This is a genomic window from Pseudomonas sp. MDT2-39-1 (assembly GCF_054898085.1).
Genome location: NZ_CM142716.1, coordinates 2,315,597 through 2,331,343, shown reverse-complemented (window position 1 = coordinate 2,331,343; position 15,747 = coordinate 2,315,597). Strand labels below are relative to the sequence as shown.

The window sequence follows — 15,747 nt, the reverse complement described above, 5'->3', positions numbered from 1 at the left end:
CATTAGGGAGGTGTACCTCATCCACAGTGGAGGAGGACGACGATATTCCCGGCAATCTACGAGGTCGCCATGAACAGCGAAGAACAAACCCTGATCGATGGACTGTTTTCCCGGCTGCAACAGGCCGAAACGGATTCAGCCCCACGCGACGCCCAGGCTGAGGCGCGGATCAAGGAACACCTGACTCGCCAACCTGCGGCAGGCTATTTCATGGCCCAGGCGATTCTGGTGCAAGAAGCCGCCATCAAAAGCCTCGACGAACAGAACAAGCAACTCGCCCAGCAAGTGCAGCAATTGCAGGCCGAACTGCAATCGGCCAAGACTCAGGCGCCCGCCAGTGGTGGCTTTTTATCGAGCATCTTCGGTGGCGGTTCCCGTGATCCACAACCAGCACCCACGCAAAGCGCGCCGCCCTCCAGTGGCGGATGGCGTGAGCCGGGGCGGCTGTCGTTCAATTCGCAGCCACCACAGCAAAATTTCGGTGCAGCGCCGCCTCAGCAGAACTATGCGCCGCAACAACCTGTTGGCAACGGCTTCCTCGGCGGTGCGCTGAAAACGGCGGCTGGCGTGGCCGGTGGCGTGATGCTGGCGCAAGGCATCAGCAGCCTGTTCCAACACAATCAGCAACCGGAAGTGGCGGAAGTCATCAAAGAAGAGCCAGCTCAGGTCAACGATCAGAGCGACAGCGGCAACGGCTGGGGCGATGACCAGCGCGTGGCGGACAACAACGCCAACGATCAGGGCGGCTTCACCGACGCCGACTATAGCGATGACAGTTCATCGTTCTTTGGCGGCGACGACGACTCCTTCGTCTGATTCACCGATGGCGAGGGACTTGCTCCCTCGCCGCATGGCCGATTATTCGCGGAACAATCCTTCAGGCTGGCATACTGGGCCACTTTTCGGGCCTGGTGCCTGACCCAGCTTGCGCGCGACAGCGCCAAAGAGGATGCACGGTGAAAAAAATCGCGGTGTTCGCCGATGTCCAGAACCTCTATTACACCGTGCGTCAGGCCTATGGTTGTCACTTCAACTACGCCGCGCTGTGGGCTGATATCAGCAAACAGGGCGAGATCGTCGAGGCTTATGCCTACGCGATCGATCGCGGCGACAGCAAGCAGCAGCAATTCCAGCAGATCCTGCGCAACCTCGGCTTCATCGTGAAGCTCAAACCCTACATCCAGCGCAGCGACGGCTCGGCCAAGGGCGACTGGGACGTGGGCATCACCCTCGATATCATGGACGCCGCCGATCATGTCGACGAAGTGGTGCTGGCCTCCGGCGACGGAGACTTCGACATGCTGCTGGAGCGCATCATCACCAAGCACGGCGTGCAAGCCGTGGCCTACGGCGTGCCGGGCCTGACGGCCAACTCGCTGATTCGCGCGGCCAGCCGCTACGTGCCGATCGAAGGCGCGTTGCTGCTCAAGAATTGATTTTTACGGAGTTGAAACAGGTTTGGAACGCATAGCAGTCATCGACTTTGAAACCACCGGGATCTCCCCGAACAGCAGTTGCCGGGCCACAGAAATTGCCGTGGTGATCCTTGAACAGGGGCGCATCGTCGAGCGTTACCAGAGTTTGATGAACGCCGGCGTGCGCGTCCCGGCCTTCATCGAACAACTCACCGGCATCAGCAACGCCATGCTGCGCACCGCGCCATCGGCCGAGCAGGTGATGAACGAAGTCAACGAATTCGTCGGCATCACGCCGCTGCTGGCGCACAACGCCGCGTTCGACCAGAAGTTCTGGGACTTCGAACTTGGCCGCATCAAGCGCACACGCTTGCAGAACTTTGCCTGCTCGCTGCTACTCGCCCGCCGTTTGATGCCCGCCGCGCCGAACCACAAACTCGGCACCCTCACCACGTTCGCCAGCCTGCCCAACACCGGCAAGGCTCACCGGGCCATGGCTGATGCCGAGATGGCGGCCAACCTGACGGCGCATCTGGCGCAGGAGTTGCGGCAGAAGCATGGGTTGCGCGAGTTGTCGCACGATCTGCTGGTCAGCCTGCAGAAAGTGCCGGCGGCGAAGATCAATGAGCATCTCAAGCGTCATCGCGGGTTCTAGGATTTGTGGTGTTCTGGCGGGCCTCTTCGCGGGCAAGCCTCGCTCCTACAGTTTTTGCAGTGTTCATTCGGCCGGCGTAAACCCTGTAGGAGCGAGGCTTGCCCGCGAAGGCGTCATCCGCATCGCTACTTACCATTACCTTCCAATTGCCCCAACGGCACGCGCTTCTCGATGGCGCTCGACAGCACAATCGACGTCTTGCTGAATCCAAACTTGGCAATCCGGTTGATCAACGCTTCGAGCTCCGGCATCGATCCCACCGCAGCCTGCATGATCACGCACGGATCACCCGTCACCCTGTGGCATTCCGTCAGCTGTGGGATTTTGATCAGGTCGTCGTAGGCCTTCTGGTTGCCGTGCTGGTTCAGGCGCAGTTCGATCACGCACTGGATCGGCAACCCAAGCTTGGCCATATCGACTTTCGCCTGGTAACCGGTAATCACCCCGCAGGCTTCGAGTTTGGCCACGCGCTCGGCCACGGCCGGGGCGGACAGGTTGACCTTGCGCGCCAGGTCGGCGTAGGACGCACGACCGTTTTCCAGCAGGGCGCTGAGGAGCATGCGGTCGTATTTATCCATCGTGGTATTCCTGAAAAATGACTGACTTTCGAAAGCATGGTTTATAGCGGCAATCTCCGTGTTTTGAAAAGTGTACCGGCGCTATAAACAGGTTTTGTAACTTATTTTACGCCGCTGGCCTTTCTAGAATAGCTGTTCACATTGTCCCGTCATCGAGTTGCCCATGCCTGGCTTACGTCGTTTTCCCTTACCGTTGATCGCCGCCTTTTTCGCGTTGTACGTGATTTGGGGTTCGACCTACCTGGTGATTCGCATCGGCGTGGAGTACTGGCCGCCGTTGCTGCTCGCCGGTATTCGTTTCGTGATCGCCGGGACCTTGATGTACGCCTTCCTGCGCTGGCGCGGGGCGCCGGCCCCGACCTGGGCGCAGTGGAAGGCCGCCGGGATCATCGGGATCTTGCTGCTGACCTGCGGTAACGGTGCGGTCAGTGTGGCTGAACACTCGGGGGTTGCCTCCGGTGTTGCTGCATTGGCAGTGGCGACGGTGCCGTTGTTTACCTTGCTCTGCGGCTATTTCTGGGGCGCGCGCAATACCCGTCTTGAATGGGCCGGGATTGTGCTCGGGCTGATCGGCATCGCCATGCTCAACCTCGGCTCCAACCTGCAATCGAGCCCGCTGGGCGCCGCATTGCTGATATTCGCGGCGGCTTCCTGGGCCTTCGGTTCGGTCTGGAGCAAACACTTGCCGCTGCCCCAGGGCGCCATGGCCAGTGCCGTGGAAATGCTGGTGGGCGGCGTGGCGTTGTTGATCGGCAGCGCCGTGAGTGGTGAGCATCTGGAAAGCATGCCGCCGATTGAAGGCTGGGCAGCCTTGGCCTACCTGACTGTCTTCGGTTCGATCATCGCCTTCAACGCCTACATGTACCTGTTGAAAAACGTGCGTCCAGCGGCGGCGACCAGTTATGCCTACGTCAACCCGGCGGTCGCGGTGTTGCTGGGGATTGTGTTTGTCGGCGAGACCATCGGGATCGAAGAAGGGTTGGCGATGTTGGTGATCATCAGTGCAGTGGTGTTGATCGGGTTGCCGCAATGGCGACGGGCGCCGGTTCGACCGGCTGCCGTGGTGCAGACAGAATCGAGCGTGAATTAGGGTAAACTGCGCGCCATTGCACACCCGCGCTGAATTTTCCTACGGTAATCCCATGACTTTCGCCTCCCTTGGCCTGATCGAACCCTTGCTGCGCTCTCTCGAGACGCTCGGCTACCAGACTCCTACGCCGGTTCAGGCGCAAGCCATTCCGGCGGTGCTGGCCGGTCGCGACCTGATGGCTGCGGCCCAGACCGGCACCGGCAAGACCGCCGGTTTCGCGCTGCCGCTGCTGCAGTTGCTGACCATGGAAGGGCCGAAAGTTGCCTCCAATTCGGTGCGCGCGCTGATCCTGGTGCCGACCCGCGAACTGGCGGAACAGGTTCACGAAGCCGTGCGTCAGTACGCCGAGAACCTGCCGTTGAGCACTTACGCGGTGTACGGCGGCGTCAGCATCAACCCGCAAATGATGAAGCTGCGCAAAGGTGTCGACGTGTTGGTGGCGACCCCGGGGCGTTTGCTCGACCTGTATCGCCAGAAGGCACTCAAGTTCAATCAGCTGCAAACCCTGATTCTTGACGAAGCCGACCGCATGCTCGATCTGGGTTTTTCCGAGGAGCTGGGGAATATTTACCGCGTGCTGCCGAAGCAACGTCAGACGTTGTTGTTTTCCGCGACCTTCTCCGACGCGATCCGTTTGCTGGCCGGACAAATGCTCAACGATCCGTTGAGCATCGAAGTCAGCCCGCGCAACGTCGCTGCCAACACCGTCAAGCAATGGGTTGTGGTGGTGGACAAGAAGCGCAAGCCGGAGCTGTTCATTCATTTGATGCGCAAGGGCAAGTGGAAGCAGGTGCTGGTGTTCGCCAAGACCCGCAATGGTGTGGACGCGCTGGTGGAAAAACTCCAGGGCCTGGGCATCAACGCCGACGGCATCCACGGCGACAAACCGCAGGCAACCCGCCAGCGTGCGCTGGACCGGTTCAAGGCCAGTGAAGTGCAGATCCTTGTGGCCACTGACGTTGCCGCCCGTGGTCTGGATATCGAAGATTTGCCATTGGTGGTCAACTTCGACCTGCCAATCGTGGCAGAGGACTACATCCACCGGATCGGTCGTACCGGTCGTGCAGGTGCCACCGGGCAGGCTATTTCGCTGGTGTGCGCCGATGAAGTGAATTTGCTGTCGGCCATCGAGACGTTGACGCGTCAGACGTTGCCTCGGCAGATGGAACATGACTTCGAGCCTGAGCACCGGGTACCGGATACCGATGCCAGCGGTCAGGTGGTGAAGAAGCCGAAAAAACCGAAGAAGCCGAAGACCTCCGGTGGCGGTAAGCGCAACTTGGGTAAGTGGGTTGAGAGCGGGGATGCTTCGGTGCCGGAGCCTTCGATCAAGCCTGTGCGCAAGGTCCCGGTGTTTAATACTGGGCCGCGTAAGAAGAAGCCTTGATGACCCAATGATCGTTCCCACGCTCTGCGTGGGAATGCAGCCCGGGACGCTCCGCGTCCCTTCAAAGCCGAACGCGGAGCGTCCGAAGAGGCATTCCCACGCGGAGCGTGGGAACGATCAGTGTCGGTGTTTCAACCACTCCACCATCCCCAACCCCGCCGCTCTACCACTGGCAAAACACGCCGTCAGCAAATACCCCCCCGTCGGCGCTTCCCAATCGAGCATTTCACCCGCGCAGAACACGCCAGGCAGTTGCTTGAGCATCAATCGTTCATCCATCGATTCGAACATCACGCCACCGGCGCTGCTGATGGCTTCATCCAGCGGACGGGTTTTCACCAACGTCAGTGGCAATGCCTTGATCGCTTTGGCCAGCAGCGCCGGATCAGCGAAGCATTCGGCCGGAGTGAGTTCGCGCAGCAACGCCGCTTTCACACCCTCGATCCCGAGCTGGCTGTGCAAATGTTTCGACATGGAACGAGACCCGCGCGGTTTGCTCAGCGCAGCCTGCACTTTATCCACAGGCCTGCCCGGTAACAGGTCGAGGTGAAGGGTCGCCGAGCCGTGCTGATTGATGGCTTCACGGATCGGCGCCGACAAGGCGTAGATCAAACTGCCTTCAATCCCGGTCGCCGTGATCACACATTCGCCGAGCCGTGGGACGTCGTCATTGAGGCCAATGGCGATGTTTTTCAGCGGTGCGCCGGCGAATTTGCTGACCATCAACTCGCTCCAGGCCTGCACCTCGAAGCCGCAGTTACTCGGTTGCAGCGGCGCAAGTCCTACGCCGCGTTGTTCCAGTGCCAGCATCCAGGCGCCATCCGAGCCGAGGCGCGACCAGCTGCCGCCGCCGAGGGCCAGCAGGGTTGCGTCGGGTCGAACGGTTTTTTCACCGTCGGGGCTATCAATGCGCAAACCACCGCTGTCATCCCAACCAAGCCAGCGGTGGCGGGTGTGGATAACGACGCCAGCGTCTCGCAGTCGTTTGAGCCAGGCGCGTAACAGCGGGGCGGCTTTCATGTCTGTAGGAAAAACTCGGCCGGAGCTGCCGACAAAGGTTTCAATGCCCAGGTCATGAATCCATTGGCATAGCGCATCGGCGCCGAAGGAACGTAGCAACGGCGCAATCTGCGGCGCGCGTTCGGCGTAGCGCGAGAGAAATGCCGGGTAGGCTTCGGAATGGGTGATGTTCATGCCACCCACACCGGCCAGCAGGAATTTTCGCCCAACTGAAGGCATGCCGTCGTACAGGTCGACCTTGATCCCGGCCTGGCTCAGCACTTCAGCCGCCATCAAACCGGCGGGGCCGCCGCCGATGATTGCGACGTGAGAAGTGGAGGAAGGCGAGGGCTGGGTCATGGCTAGAGCTGCGGCGTGGCGGAATAAGCCGCGCATTCTACCAGCACGAAGCATTGTGGGAGCGGGCTTGCTCGCGAAAGCGATTTAACATTCAACATTGATGTCGACTGATACACCGCTTTCGCGAGCAAGCCCGCTCCCACATTTGATCAGCGGTGTTTTCAGATGACTGATCAAAAAACAACCACCATTTTGCCGGCTATAGGCAGCATGGCCTGCCGGACCTTTCACTCAGGTTATCCACAGGCAGTTCCACAGACATTGTGGGTAAAGCATCCACAACTCAATGACAACCTGATGACTGCCAGACCCGCTGCGCGCTGTGGTGCAGGATTCCGTGGCGGCGCGCCAAGGCCTTGCGGTCCTTGCTGTAGCCGCCGCCAATCACCCCGACCACCGGAATATCCCGCCCCAGGCAATGACGCATCACGCTTTCATCGCGAGCGGCAACGCCTTCGTCTGTCAGCTTCAGGTAGCCGAGTGCGTCGTCCTTATGCACATCGACCCCGGCGTCGTACAACACCAGATCCGGTTGGTAGAGTGGCAGCAAATAATTCAGCGCATCGTCCACTACCTTCAAATAATCGGCATCGCCCATGCCTTTGGGCAGCGGGATGTCCCAATCACTTTCAGCCTTGCGTGCAGGAAAATTCTTTTCGCAGTGAAGGGAAACGGTTATCGCGTCCGGGGTGTTGTGCAGTATTCGTGCAGTCCCGTCGCCCTGATGCACGTCGCAATCGAAGATCAGCACCCGATTCACACGGCCGCTTTCCAGTAGGAAATGGCTGATCACCGCCAGGTCATTGAAGATGCAGAAACCCGCCGGATAGTCGTAATGCGCGTGATGCGTGCCACCGGCCAGATGACAGGCCAGGCCGTGTTGCAGCGCCTGTTCCGCCGCCAGCAACGAACCGCCGACCGCCCGCACCGTGCGCCGGGCCAGTGCTTCACTCCAGGGCAGGCCTAGGCGCCGCTGGTCTTCGCGGGACAACTCGCCACTCATGTAGCGTTCGATATAGGCAGCGTCATGCGCGAGGGCAAGAATCTCCGGGGGACAGAGTTCAGGGCGCAGCAGGTCGGCGTCCCGGGTCAGGCCGCTGTCCACCAAGTGATCGCGCAGCAGGCGAAACTTGTCCATCGGGAAGCGGTGATCCGCCGGGAACTCGGGGCTGTAGTCTTCGTGGTAGATCAGCGGCAGCGGCATAACGAATTCAGGTAGGAATGAGTGAAGGATCCTACCAGCGTTGTAGACTTGCGGCATGGAAAGGGGAGGGCACGATGGAGCCGATACTGAAACTCGAGAGCGCGCGACTGCTGTTGCGGCAGTGGCGCGATGAGGATTTGCCGGAGTTCGCGGCGATGTGCGCCGATCCACAGGTCATGCGCTATTTTCCGGCACCCTTGAGTCGTCTCGAAAGTGCTTCGCTGATCGGACGGATTCGTGGGCATTTTGCCGAACATGGCTTCGGCCTCTGGGCGCTGGAGCGCAAGGACACCGGGGCATTCATCGGTTTCACCGGCCTCGGCGTGGTCGGTTTCGATGCACCGTTTACCCCGGCTACAGAAATCGGCTGGCGCCTGGCGCGCGAGCATTGGGGGCTGGGTTATGCCAGTGAAGCGGCGTGGACCGCTCTGCGATGCGGGTTTGACCGGATGCCGCTGAAAGAAGTCGTGTCGTTCACCACCGAAACCAACATGCTGTCGCAGAAAGTCATGCAGGCAATCGGCATGCACCATGATTCAGCCGATGATTTTGAACATCCCAGGCTCGCGGCCGATCATCCCCTGCGCCACCATGTGTTGTATCGCATCACCCGTGAACAATGGCTGCAAACCTTGCATGGATAAGCAGGCACGGACGTTTACAATGGCCCCCATGGGCCCTGGCCATAAACTGAATCGACCGTCGCAGCCCAGACTGCGCGGCATGCTTTGTGTGAGGAGAGTCTGAATGAGCCAAGTGTTGGATGATCTGGTCGACCTGCTGACCCTGGAACCGATCGAAGAAAACCTGTTCCGTGGCCGCAGTCAGGACCTGGGTTTTCGTCAGTTGTTCGGCGGTCAGGTGATCGGTCAGTCCTTGTCGGCGGCCAGTCAGACGGTCGAAGAAGCGCGCCATGTGCATTCGATGCACGGCTATTTCCTGCGCCCGGGCGATTCCGCGTTGCCCGTGGTGTATCAGGTTGACCGGGTGCGTGATGGCGGCAGTTTCAGCACGCGTCGGGTGACGGCGATCCAGAAGGGCAACCCGATCTTCACTTGCAGTGCGTCGTTTCAGTACGACGAAAAAGGCTTCGAGCACCAGGCCGAGATGCCGACCGTGGTCGGCCCGGAAAACCTGCCTTCGGAACTTGAGCTCACCCAACAGCGTGCGCACCTGATTCCCGAGCACATGCGCGAAAAATTTCTGTGCCCCAAACCGATCGAATTCCGACCGATCACCGAGAAAGATCCCTACAACCCGCAACCGTCCGATCCGGTCAAGTACGTCTGGTTTCGTGCCGACGGTGCCTTGGCCGATTCTCCGGCGTTGCACAAATACCTGCTGGCCTATGCGTCGGACTTCGGTCTGCTGACCACCTCGATGCAGCCCCACGGCAAATCGGTCTGGCAGAAAGACATGCAGGTCGCCAGCCTCGATCACGCGCTGTGGTTCCATGCGGATCTTCGCGCCGATGACTGGTTGCTGTACGCGATGGACAGCCCGTGGGCCGGCAATTCTCGCGGGTTCACCCGTGGCAGCGTGTTCAATCGTGGCGGGCAATTGGTGGCTTCGGTCACTCAGGAAGGCTTGATCCGCCATCGCAAGGATTGGGCATGAGCCTGGCCGAGGTGCGGCATTGGGTGTTCGACATGGACGGCACCCTGACGGTGGCCGTGCATGACTTCGCGGCGATTCGCGTGGCGTTGGCGATTCCGGCGGAAGACGACATATTGACCCACCTCGCAGCGCTGCCGGCCGATGAAGCCGCAGCCAAACATGCGTGGCTGTTGGAGCACGAACGGGACCTGGCGTTGGGTTCGAAAGCGGCGCCGGGCGCAGTGGAGCTGGTGCGGGAGTTGGCCGGGCGCGGTTATCACCTGGGCATTCTCACGCGCAATGCCCGGGAGCTGGCGCACGTGACACTGGAGGCGATCGGCCTGGCTGACTGCTTTGCCGTGGAGGATGTGCTGGGCCGTGATGAAGCGCCGCCTAAACCGCATCCCGGTGGTTTGCTGAAGTTGGCCGAGGCCTGGAACGTGCCGGCGAGCGAGATGGTGATGGTCGGTGATTACCGCTTTGATCTGGATTGCGGTCGAGCGGCGGGAGCGCGGACGGTGTTGGTGAATTTGCCGGATAACCCTTGGCCGGAGCTGACGGATTGGCATGCGGCGGATTGTGGGGTGTTGCGGGAGATGTTGTCTGCTTGAGGGCCCTTTCGCGGGCAAGCCTCGCTCCTACAAAGTGACGCGCTGCCCTTGTAGGAGCGAGCGGTGCGGCGATCCGACTTGCCCGCGAAGGCGTCAGATCAGGCAATACAGAACTCACTGACCAAACAACACCTTCTGCCCCTCCGGCGACGTCAACATTCCATCCCCGTTATGCCCAACCCCCGGCACTTCAACCAGCCGCTGATTGACCCCTTTCGGATTCCGACGCAGCAGGTAACTGAAAAAATTCTGCCCGCGAACCAAACGATAAGCACCCTGGGCTTTGGCCTCGCAACCTTTGTCGAGCGCCGGATGTTGCGGGTCGGTATCTTGCTGCCCGTGCAGATAAGTCACGTCCCGTTTGACGTAATTGCCTTCAATTTGCGGTGCCGTTTGCCCACTGGCATAAACGGGTAAATCCGTCAGCCCGTACTTCCAGCGATTGAACCCGGGACACGCCGCATGGTTGAACGCCACCGGCCGCTGCTCATTGAAGTACGCGTAGGACGAAGGGTTGGCGACGACGTAGCGAAGCTTCACGCCGGCGGCCGTCAGGGCCGGTTGCTCACGCGCCAGCAGCGCATAGCGCTGAACCACCTGAGCACCACCGGAGTGCCCGGCGATGATGATTTGCTTCACATCCGGAAATTGCCGGCGGTCACTGACTCTCTCGATGATTTGATCGAGGGCTGCATAGGAACTCAGCGCAAAAGGAGCGGTGGATAAACCTCCTGCCATCCAGTCATTGCCCTGCCAGCGCAACACTGTGTCCGCCACCGGATGAAGCGCGATGTCGGTTTCGTTGAGGAATTGCGGGGCGATCACCAGGGTGCTTGCACTTTGCCCGGCCAGTTCCGCCGCGCGCTCGGCGCTCTGGCGATAGGTTTCAGCATTGCGTAAACGACCATGGATGATGATCAGCACGCGTTCGATTTTCGCTGGCGCCGGGCCAAGGCTCACCGCCATCTCGCCTTCTTTCAACAACAATCGCCCGGGGCTGAGCTCCTTGACGCCATGCTCCGCGGCCTGGGTGCTTGCGCACGTGAACAACACAATCAACAGCCAATTTTTCATTTACAGAGTTTTCGCCGCAAAGGTATCGCACTGGCCCACCTGGCCTTGCGCAAATCCGGTTTTAAACCAGCGCACCCTTTGCGCCGATGTGCCATGGGTAAACGAGTCCGGTACCACGCGGCCCTGACCTTTTTGTTGCAAACGGTCGTCGCCGATAGCGTTGGCCGCATTCAAGGCTTCTTCGATGTCACCCGGTTCCAGCCAGTTCAGACGCTGCTGCGCATTGTTGGCCCAGACACCGGCCAGGCAATCGGCCTGCAACTCCTGGCGCACCAACAGTCCGCCATCGCCTTCCATCTGCCGGCCTTGCTGGCGGGCTGCCTGAATTTTTGCGGAAACGCCGAGCAACGTCTGAACGTGATGTCCGACTTCGTGCGCGATGACGTAGGCCTGAGCGAAGTCACCTGCAGCGGAAAAGCGTTGCGACATTTCCTGGAAAAAAGCCGTGTCCAGGTAGACCTTCTGGTCGGCGGGGCAATAGAACGGCCCGGTCGCCGATGTCGCCATGCCGCACGCCGAGTTCACCCGGTTGCTGAACAGCACCAGCGTCGGGTTCTTATACTGTCGACCCGCCTGCTGGAAAATCTGGCCCCACGTATCCTCGGTATCGCCGAGGATCGAGCGCACGAATTCGGCGCCTTCATCATTGGCCGGCGGGGCCTTGCGGCTCTGGTTGGTGGCCGGAGCCGATTGCTCGGTCATTTGCCCGGTCAGTTGTCCGAGGATTTGCATCGGGTCCTGGCCGGTGATCCAGCCGATCCCGACAATCAGGATGATCGCGGTCAGGCTCAGGCCTTTGCCGCCACCAAAGCGCATCCCGCCGCCACCGCCGCCATCACCACGGGCGTCGACCACGTTGTCGCTGCGTCGGCCTTTTTTCCATAGCATGTGGGAATCCTCTGATTGTCCGTGGTGATGAGTGTTGCTGGTGTGTGGGGGCGGCGCCAGTCCGGCTGTCCGGCTTTTCGCACTGGTCGGTAGACTTGCAGACTGTAGGAACATGGATAACCCATCGAATTCCGTAAGCGGGTGGGTTTTTATCGAGTAGGCCAATTGAGCATCGGGTTCCAGATTTCGCATTACTCGGTTCATCTTCTAGAATCAGGCAAATTGTATGTGGAACCTCCCATGGCCGGCAGTCAGATCGAACGAGTCTTCAGCGTGCTGGAAAGCCTCACCAGTGACCCTCGCGGTCTGCCGATGCAGAGGCTCGCGGAGCAACTGGACATCCCTAAAAGCGCAACCCACCGTCTGCTCGCGGAGCTGATTCGGCTGGGTTACGTGCGGCAGAATCCGGAGAACTTGCGGTATCACTTGTCCACAAAATTGGTGGCGATGGGTTTTCGTTACCTGTCGGGCAGCGGCGCCGATATTGTTCAACCCGTGCTGGATCGGCTGGCTCAGGAAACCGGGGAACTGGTGCGTCTCGGGGTGATTGAAGGCGAGCGGCAGGTCTGGATTGCCAAGTCCCAGGGAGCTCGTTCCGGCCTGCGTTACGACCCGGAAATGGGCCGCGATGCGCCGTTGTTCTATACCGCGTCGGGCCATGCATGGCTGGCGTGCATGAGCGATGCCGAGGCGTTGTCGCTGGTGGAGCGCCAGGGCGGCGAGCGACCTAAGGACCTTGGGCCGAATGCACCGCGTTCCAACATTGAATTGCTGGAGCGCCTGCGTCTGGCGCGGGAGCAGGGCTATGCCTGGGTCGAGGAGAGCTCGGCGGTGGGCACCTCGGCGATCGCGGCGGTGGTGCGGCACCCGAGCGAGGGGCGGGTGATTGGTGTGCTGAGCATCGCCGGGCCGAGTGCGCGGATGCCGGGCGCGCGGTTGCATGAGTTGGCGCCGCTGTTGTCGAAGTATGCCGAAGAATTGTCGGCGGCGAGTCTGGCGTCGGAGTTGCTCAGTTAACCATGGTCTGCCGCCAACCTAATGTGGGAGCGGGCTTGCTCGCGAAAGCGGTGGGTCAGTGAGTTTTGTGTTGTCTGGCACACCGCTTTCGCAAGCAAGCCCGCTCCCACATTTGATTTTTGTGGATCGCAAAACTGTGCGTTATTCGAACACTTTCGTCCTATGCTTGTATTTGAATCTGGAACCAGGTTCTAAATTATTGGAATTCGCCGCCAGCGACACGTTTCACTTCGCAAGGGATACCCATGACAGCAAGCACTCCGCTCTCCGGCGTAAACCAACCCTTCAAAGGGATTTTGCTGATCGTCGTCGCCACTTTCCTGTTTTCCAGTCATGACGCCTTTTCCAAATACCTGTCGGGGTTCTATCCGGTCGTGATGGTGGTCTGGGCCCGCTATGTGGTTCACACCTTGTTGATGGCCGGTATTTTTCTGCCGCAATCCGGGTTGCGCGTCCTACGGACCAAACGGCCGATGCTGCAGTTGGTGAGGGCGTTGTGTCTGTTGGGCACCAGTTTGTTTTTTACCACCGGCCTGCAATACATCCCGTTGGCCGAAGCGACGGCGGTCAACTTTCTTGCTCCGGTTCTGGTGACCGCGCTGTCGGTGCCGTTGCTGGGTGAGCGCGTGACCCGTGGTCAATGGATTGCAGTGATTTGCGGATTTATCGGCGTGTTGATCATCGTTCATCCCGGTGGCGATCTGTTCACGCCAGCGGTGCTGCTGCCGCTCTGCTCGGCGCTGTTTTTCTGCTTCTATCAGTTACTCACTCGCAAGCTCAGCAACATCGACAGCCCGACCACCAGCAACTTCTTCGCTGGCCTGTGCAACACCTTGGTGATGAGCGCACTGGTGCCGTTCTTCTGGCAAGTACCGAGCGTTGGGCATGGATTCATGATGGTGGCGCTGGGCGCGTGCGGAATGACGGCGCACCTGTTTCTGACCCAGGCATTCCGCTACGCCGCCCCTGCGCTGTTGGCGCCGTTCGGCTATTGCCAGATTGTTTTCGCCGGTTTGCTGGGCTGGCTGCTGTTTTCCCACTCACCGACCTTGACCACGGTGGTCGGGATCGCGGTGATTTGCTGCAGCGGATTGGCGGCGGCGTGGCGGCAGAGTCGTCGGTAAAAGGCCTGCGGCCAACGAGCTGTGGGAGCGGGCTTGCTCGCGAATGCGATGTATCAGTCAACATCAGTGTTGAATGACAGTCCGCATTCGCGAGCAAGTCGAATCGTCGCACCGCCGCTCCCACAAGGGGTATTGCGTCAGAGCTTTACTCGGTGACGGTAGGAATCTTGCGCGGCGCCATGAAGTACATCCAGGTCAGGGCGATGAAGTACATCGCCGGAATCAGGGTGAAGAGTACGGTGTAGTTGTTGTTGGTGACCGTCAGGATGTGGCCGACCAACTGGGTCATGAACATCCCGCCGATGGCCGCGCACATGCCGCCGAAGCCGAACACCGTACTCATCATGTGTTTAGGCGTGTAGTCCATCACCAGGCTCCAGATGTTCGCGGTCCAGGCCTGGTGCGCACCGATGGCCAGGGAGATGGCGAACACCGCGACCCACAGGCTGCTGGAACCCGCCGCCATGATCACGCCGACGATGCAGCAGGCGAACAGGAACATGGACATCAGTCGTGCCTTGATCGGGTTCATGCCGCGGCCGATCAGGAATGAAGAGAGGATCCCGCCGCCGACGCTGCCGAAGTCGGCAGTCAGGTAGATGATGATCAGCGGGATACCCATCTGGGTCACGTTGATCCCCAGGTTGTATTGCTGATTGAGAAACGGCGGCAGCCAGTACAGGTAGAACCAGAACACCGGTGCGGTCATGGAATAGGCGAGGGCGAAGGCCCAGGTGCCACGCATGCGCAGGATTTTCGAGAACGGGACGCGAGTCTGTTCCGGTTCGACTTCCTTCTGGATGTAGTCCAGTTCCGATTGTTTGACGCTCGGATGCTCTTCCGGGTTGTAGTACTTCAAACCCCAGAACAGCAACCAGATCCCGCCCAGTGACGCCATGCACAGGAACGCGGCCTGCCAGCCCCACACGTGCAGGATCAGCGGCAGCAGCATTGGCGTGAACATCGCGCCGACGTTGGTGCCAGCGTTGAAGATGCCAGTGGCCACGGCGCGTTCGCCGGCCGGGAACCACAACCGAGTGGTTTTCACGCAGGCCGGGTAGTTGGCGGCCTCGGTCAGGCCGAGGATGAATCGGCAGACCATGAAGCCGACCGCCGAAGTGGCCAGGCCGTGGGCGCCGGTCGCCAGGCTCCAGAGCAACACCGCGCAGAAGAACACGCGCTTCACGCCGACCCGATCGATCAGCCGGCCTTGCAGCACGAATCCGATGGCGTAGCCGACCTGAAACCAGAAGTTGATGTTGGCGTAGTCCATCGCCGTCCAGCTCATTTCCTTGGCGAGGATGGGCTGCATGACGCCCAGTGCGGCGCGGTCGATGTAGTTGAGCGTGGTGGCGAAAAACACCAGCGCCAACATGCCCCAGCGGGTTTTGCCGACCGCCATGGCGCCGCGAATCTTGTCGCCGATGCCCCCGGAGGCAGGAGTCATGGAGGAACGCTCCACGGGAGAGCTTTGAGAAGGAGTCATGTAGGCCACCGATTATTTTTATGTGGTGTTCTGGGTCTTTGGTCACCGAGACCGATGTCTGCGACCGGACTCAATGTGTCGTCGATGGTGGGCAGTGGACGAAAAATCGTCAATTCGCCAAGGGGCATTGTGTTCGATAATCGCACGCAAAACTAACTGGGTAGTACACTTTGAATTGCTGTGTGAGTTCGTCAGGCCAATAATTTCCCCCTCGATAAACGCAATCCCTGTAGGAGCCAGGCTTGCCGGCGATGGCGTCCTCA

16 protein-coding genes are annotated in these 15,747 nt (G+C 60.1%); 10 read left to right on the top strand and 6 right to left on the bottom strand.

From position 1 onward, the window contains the following. Positions 1-69: 69 nt before the first annotated feature. From ACYZTM_RS11250 to ACYZTM_RS11240, 3 genes are all read left to right on the top strand, one after another. The gene (locus ACYZTM_RS11250; RefSeq protein WP_131061823.1) at positions 70-816 is read left to right on the top strand and encodes a DUF2076 domain-containing protein; all 747 of its coding nucleotides are present in this window, start codon (positions 70-72) and stop codon (positions 814-816) included. A gap of 140 nt (positions 817-956) precedes the next feature. Beyond that, entirely contained in the window at positions 957-1,436 is a 480-nt protein-coding gene (locus tag ACYZTM_RS11245; RefSeq protein WP_010467410.1) for a LabA-like NYN domain-containing protein, read from the top strand. Positions 1,437-1,458: 22 nt separating this feature from the next. Further along, on the top strand, positions 1,459-2,070 hold the full coding sequence (locus ACYZTM_RS11240) for a 3'-5' exonuclease (protein WP_461988669.1): 612 nt from the start codon (positions 1,459-1,461) through the stop codon (positions 2,068-2,070). A gap of 125 nt (positions 2,071-2,195) precedes the next feature. On the opposite strand, the gene ACYZTM_RS11235 is transcribed toward ACYZTM_RS11240, so the two are convergent. Beyond that, positions 2,196-2,648 (bottom strand): Lrp/AsnC family transcriptional regulator, encoded by a 453-nt coding sequence (locus ACYZTM_RS11235; protein WP_461988667.1) that lies wholly within the window; start codon positions 2,646-2,648, stop codon positions 2,196-2,198. A 163-nt stretch (positions 2,649-2,811) separates the two neighbouring features. On the opposite strand from ACYZTM_RS11235, the gene yedA reads away from it, so the two are divergent. Then, positions 2,812-3,738: a drug/metabolite exporter YedA gene (gene yedA / locus ACYZTM_RS11230; RefSeq protein WP_461988665.1), complete on the top strand. Its 927-nt coding sequence runs from the start codon at positions 2,812-2,814 to the stop codon at positions 3,736-3,738. Between the two features lie 52 nt (positions 3,739-3,790). Next, positions 3,791-5,125, top strand: a complete 1,335-nt coding sequence (locus ACYZTM_RS11225; protein WP_461988663.1) for a DEAD/DEAH box helicase — start codon at positions 3,791-3,793, stop codon at positions 5,123-5,125. A gap of 117 nt (positions 5,126-5,242) precedes the next feature. Here ACYZTM_RS11225 and ACYZTM_RS11220 read toward each other — a convergent pair whose 3' ends face one another. Both ACYZTM_RS11220 and ACYZTM_RS11215 read right to left on the bottom strand, forming a co-directional pair. Beyond that, the gene (locus ACYZTM_RS11220; RefSeq protein ID WP_461988662.1) at positions 5,243-6,484 is read right to left on the bottom strand and encodes a TIGR03862 family flavoprotein; all 1,242 of its coding nucleotides are present in this window, start codon (positions 6,482-6,484) and stop codon (positions 5,243-5,245) included. A 283-nt stretch (positions 6,485-6,767) separates the two neighbouring features. Continuing rightward, positions 6,768-7,688 (bottom strand): histone deacetylase family protein, encoded by a 921-nt coding sequence (locus tag ACYZTM_RS11215; protein ID WP_131061828.1) that lies wholly within the window; start codon positions 7,686-7,688, stop codon positions 6,768-6,770. Positions 7,689-7,762: 74 nt separating this feature from the next. Here ACYZTM_RS11215 and ACYZTM_RS11210 point away from each other — a divergent pair, with 74 nt between their 5' ends. The 3 genes from ACYZTM_RS11210 to ACYZTM_RS11200 all read left to right on the top strand — a co-directional run bounded on the left by ACYZTM_RS11210 (position 7,763) and on the right by ACYZTM_RS11200 (position 9,895). Further along, entirely contained in the window at positions 7,763-8,332 is a 570-nt protein-coding gene (locus ACYZTM_RS11210) for a GNAT family N-acetyltransferase (protein WP_131061829.1), read from the top strand. Between the two features lie 103 nt (positions 8,333-8,435). Beyond that, entirely contained in the window at positions 8,436-9,305 is an 870-nt protein-coding gene (gene tesB, locus ACYZTM_RS11205) for an acyl-CoA thioesterase II (RefSeq protein WP_131061830.1), read from the top strand. Next, entirely contained in the window at positions 9,302-9,895 is a 594-nt protein-coding gene (locus ACYZTM_RS11200) for an HAD family hydrolase (protein ID WP_131061831.1), read from the top strand. Before tesB ends, ACYZTM_RS11200 begins: the two co-directional genes overlap by 4 nt. Before the next feature lie 114 nt (positions 9,896-10,009). Here the strand turns inward: ACYZTM_RS11200 and ACYZTM_RS11195 are convergent, their stop codons facing one another. Continuing rightward, on the bottom strand, positions 10,010-10,969 hold the full coding sequence (locus tag ACYZTM_RS11195) for an alpha/beta fold hydrolase (protein WP_131061832.1): 960 nt from the start codon (positions 10,967-10,969) through the stop codon (positions 10,010-10,012). After that, a complete protein-coding gene (ypfJ, locus tag ACYZTM_RS11190) occupies positions 10,970-11,857 on the bottom strand; it encodes a KPN_02809 family neutral zinc metallopeptidase (protein ID WP_131061833.1) in 888 nt (295 codons plus the stop codon). A gap of 240 nt (positions 11,858-12,097) precedes the next feature. Here ypfJ and ACYZTM_RS11185 point away from each other — a divergent pair, with 240 nt between their 5' ends. Then, positions 12,098-12,874 carry an IclR family transcriptional regulator gene (locus ACYZTM_RS11185; RefSeq protein ID WP_461988657.1) on the top strand — a complete coding sequence of 259 codons (777 nt, stop codon included), beginning with the start codon at positions 12,098-12,100 and terminating at the stop codon, positions 12,872-12,874. Between the two features lie 245 nt (positions 12,875-13,119). Beyond that, complete coding sequence (locus ACYZTM_RS11180) at positions 13,120-13,998, top strand: DMT family transporter (protein ID WP_461988655.1); 879 nt, start codon at positions 13,120-13,122, stop codon at positions 13,996-13,998. 145 nt (positions 13,999-14,143) lie between these two features. Here the strand turns inward: ACYZTM_RS11180 and ACYZTM_RS11175 are convergent, their stop codons facing one another. After that, positions 14,144-15,445, bottom strand: a complete 1,302-nt coding sequence (locus ACYZTM_RS11175; protein ID WP_461988653.1) for an MFS transporter — start codon at positions 15,443-15,445, stop codon at positions 14,144-14,146. Positions 15,446-15,747: the final 302 nt, after the last annotated feature.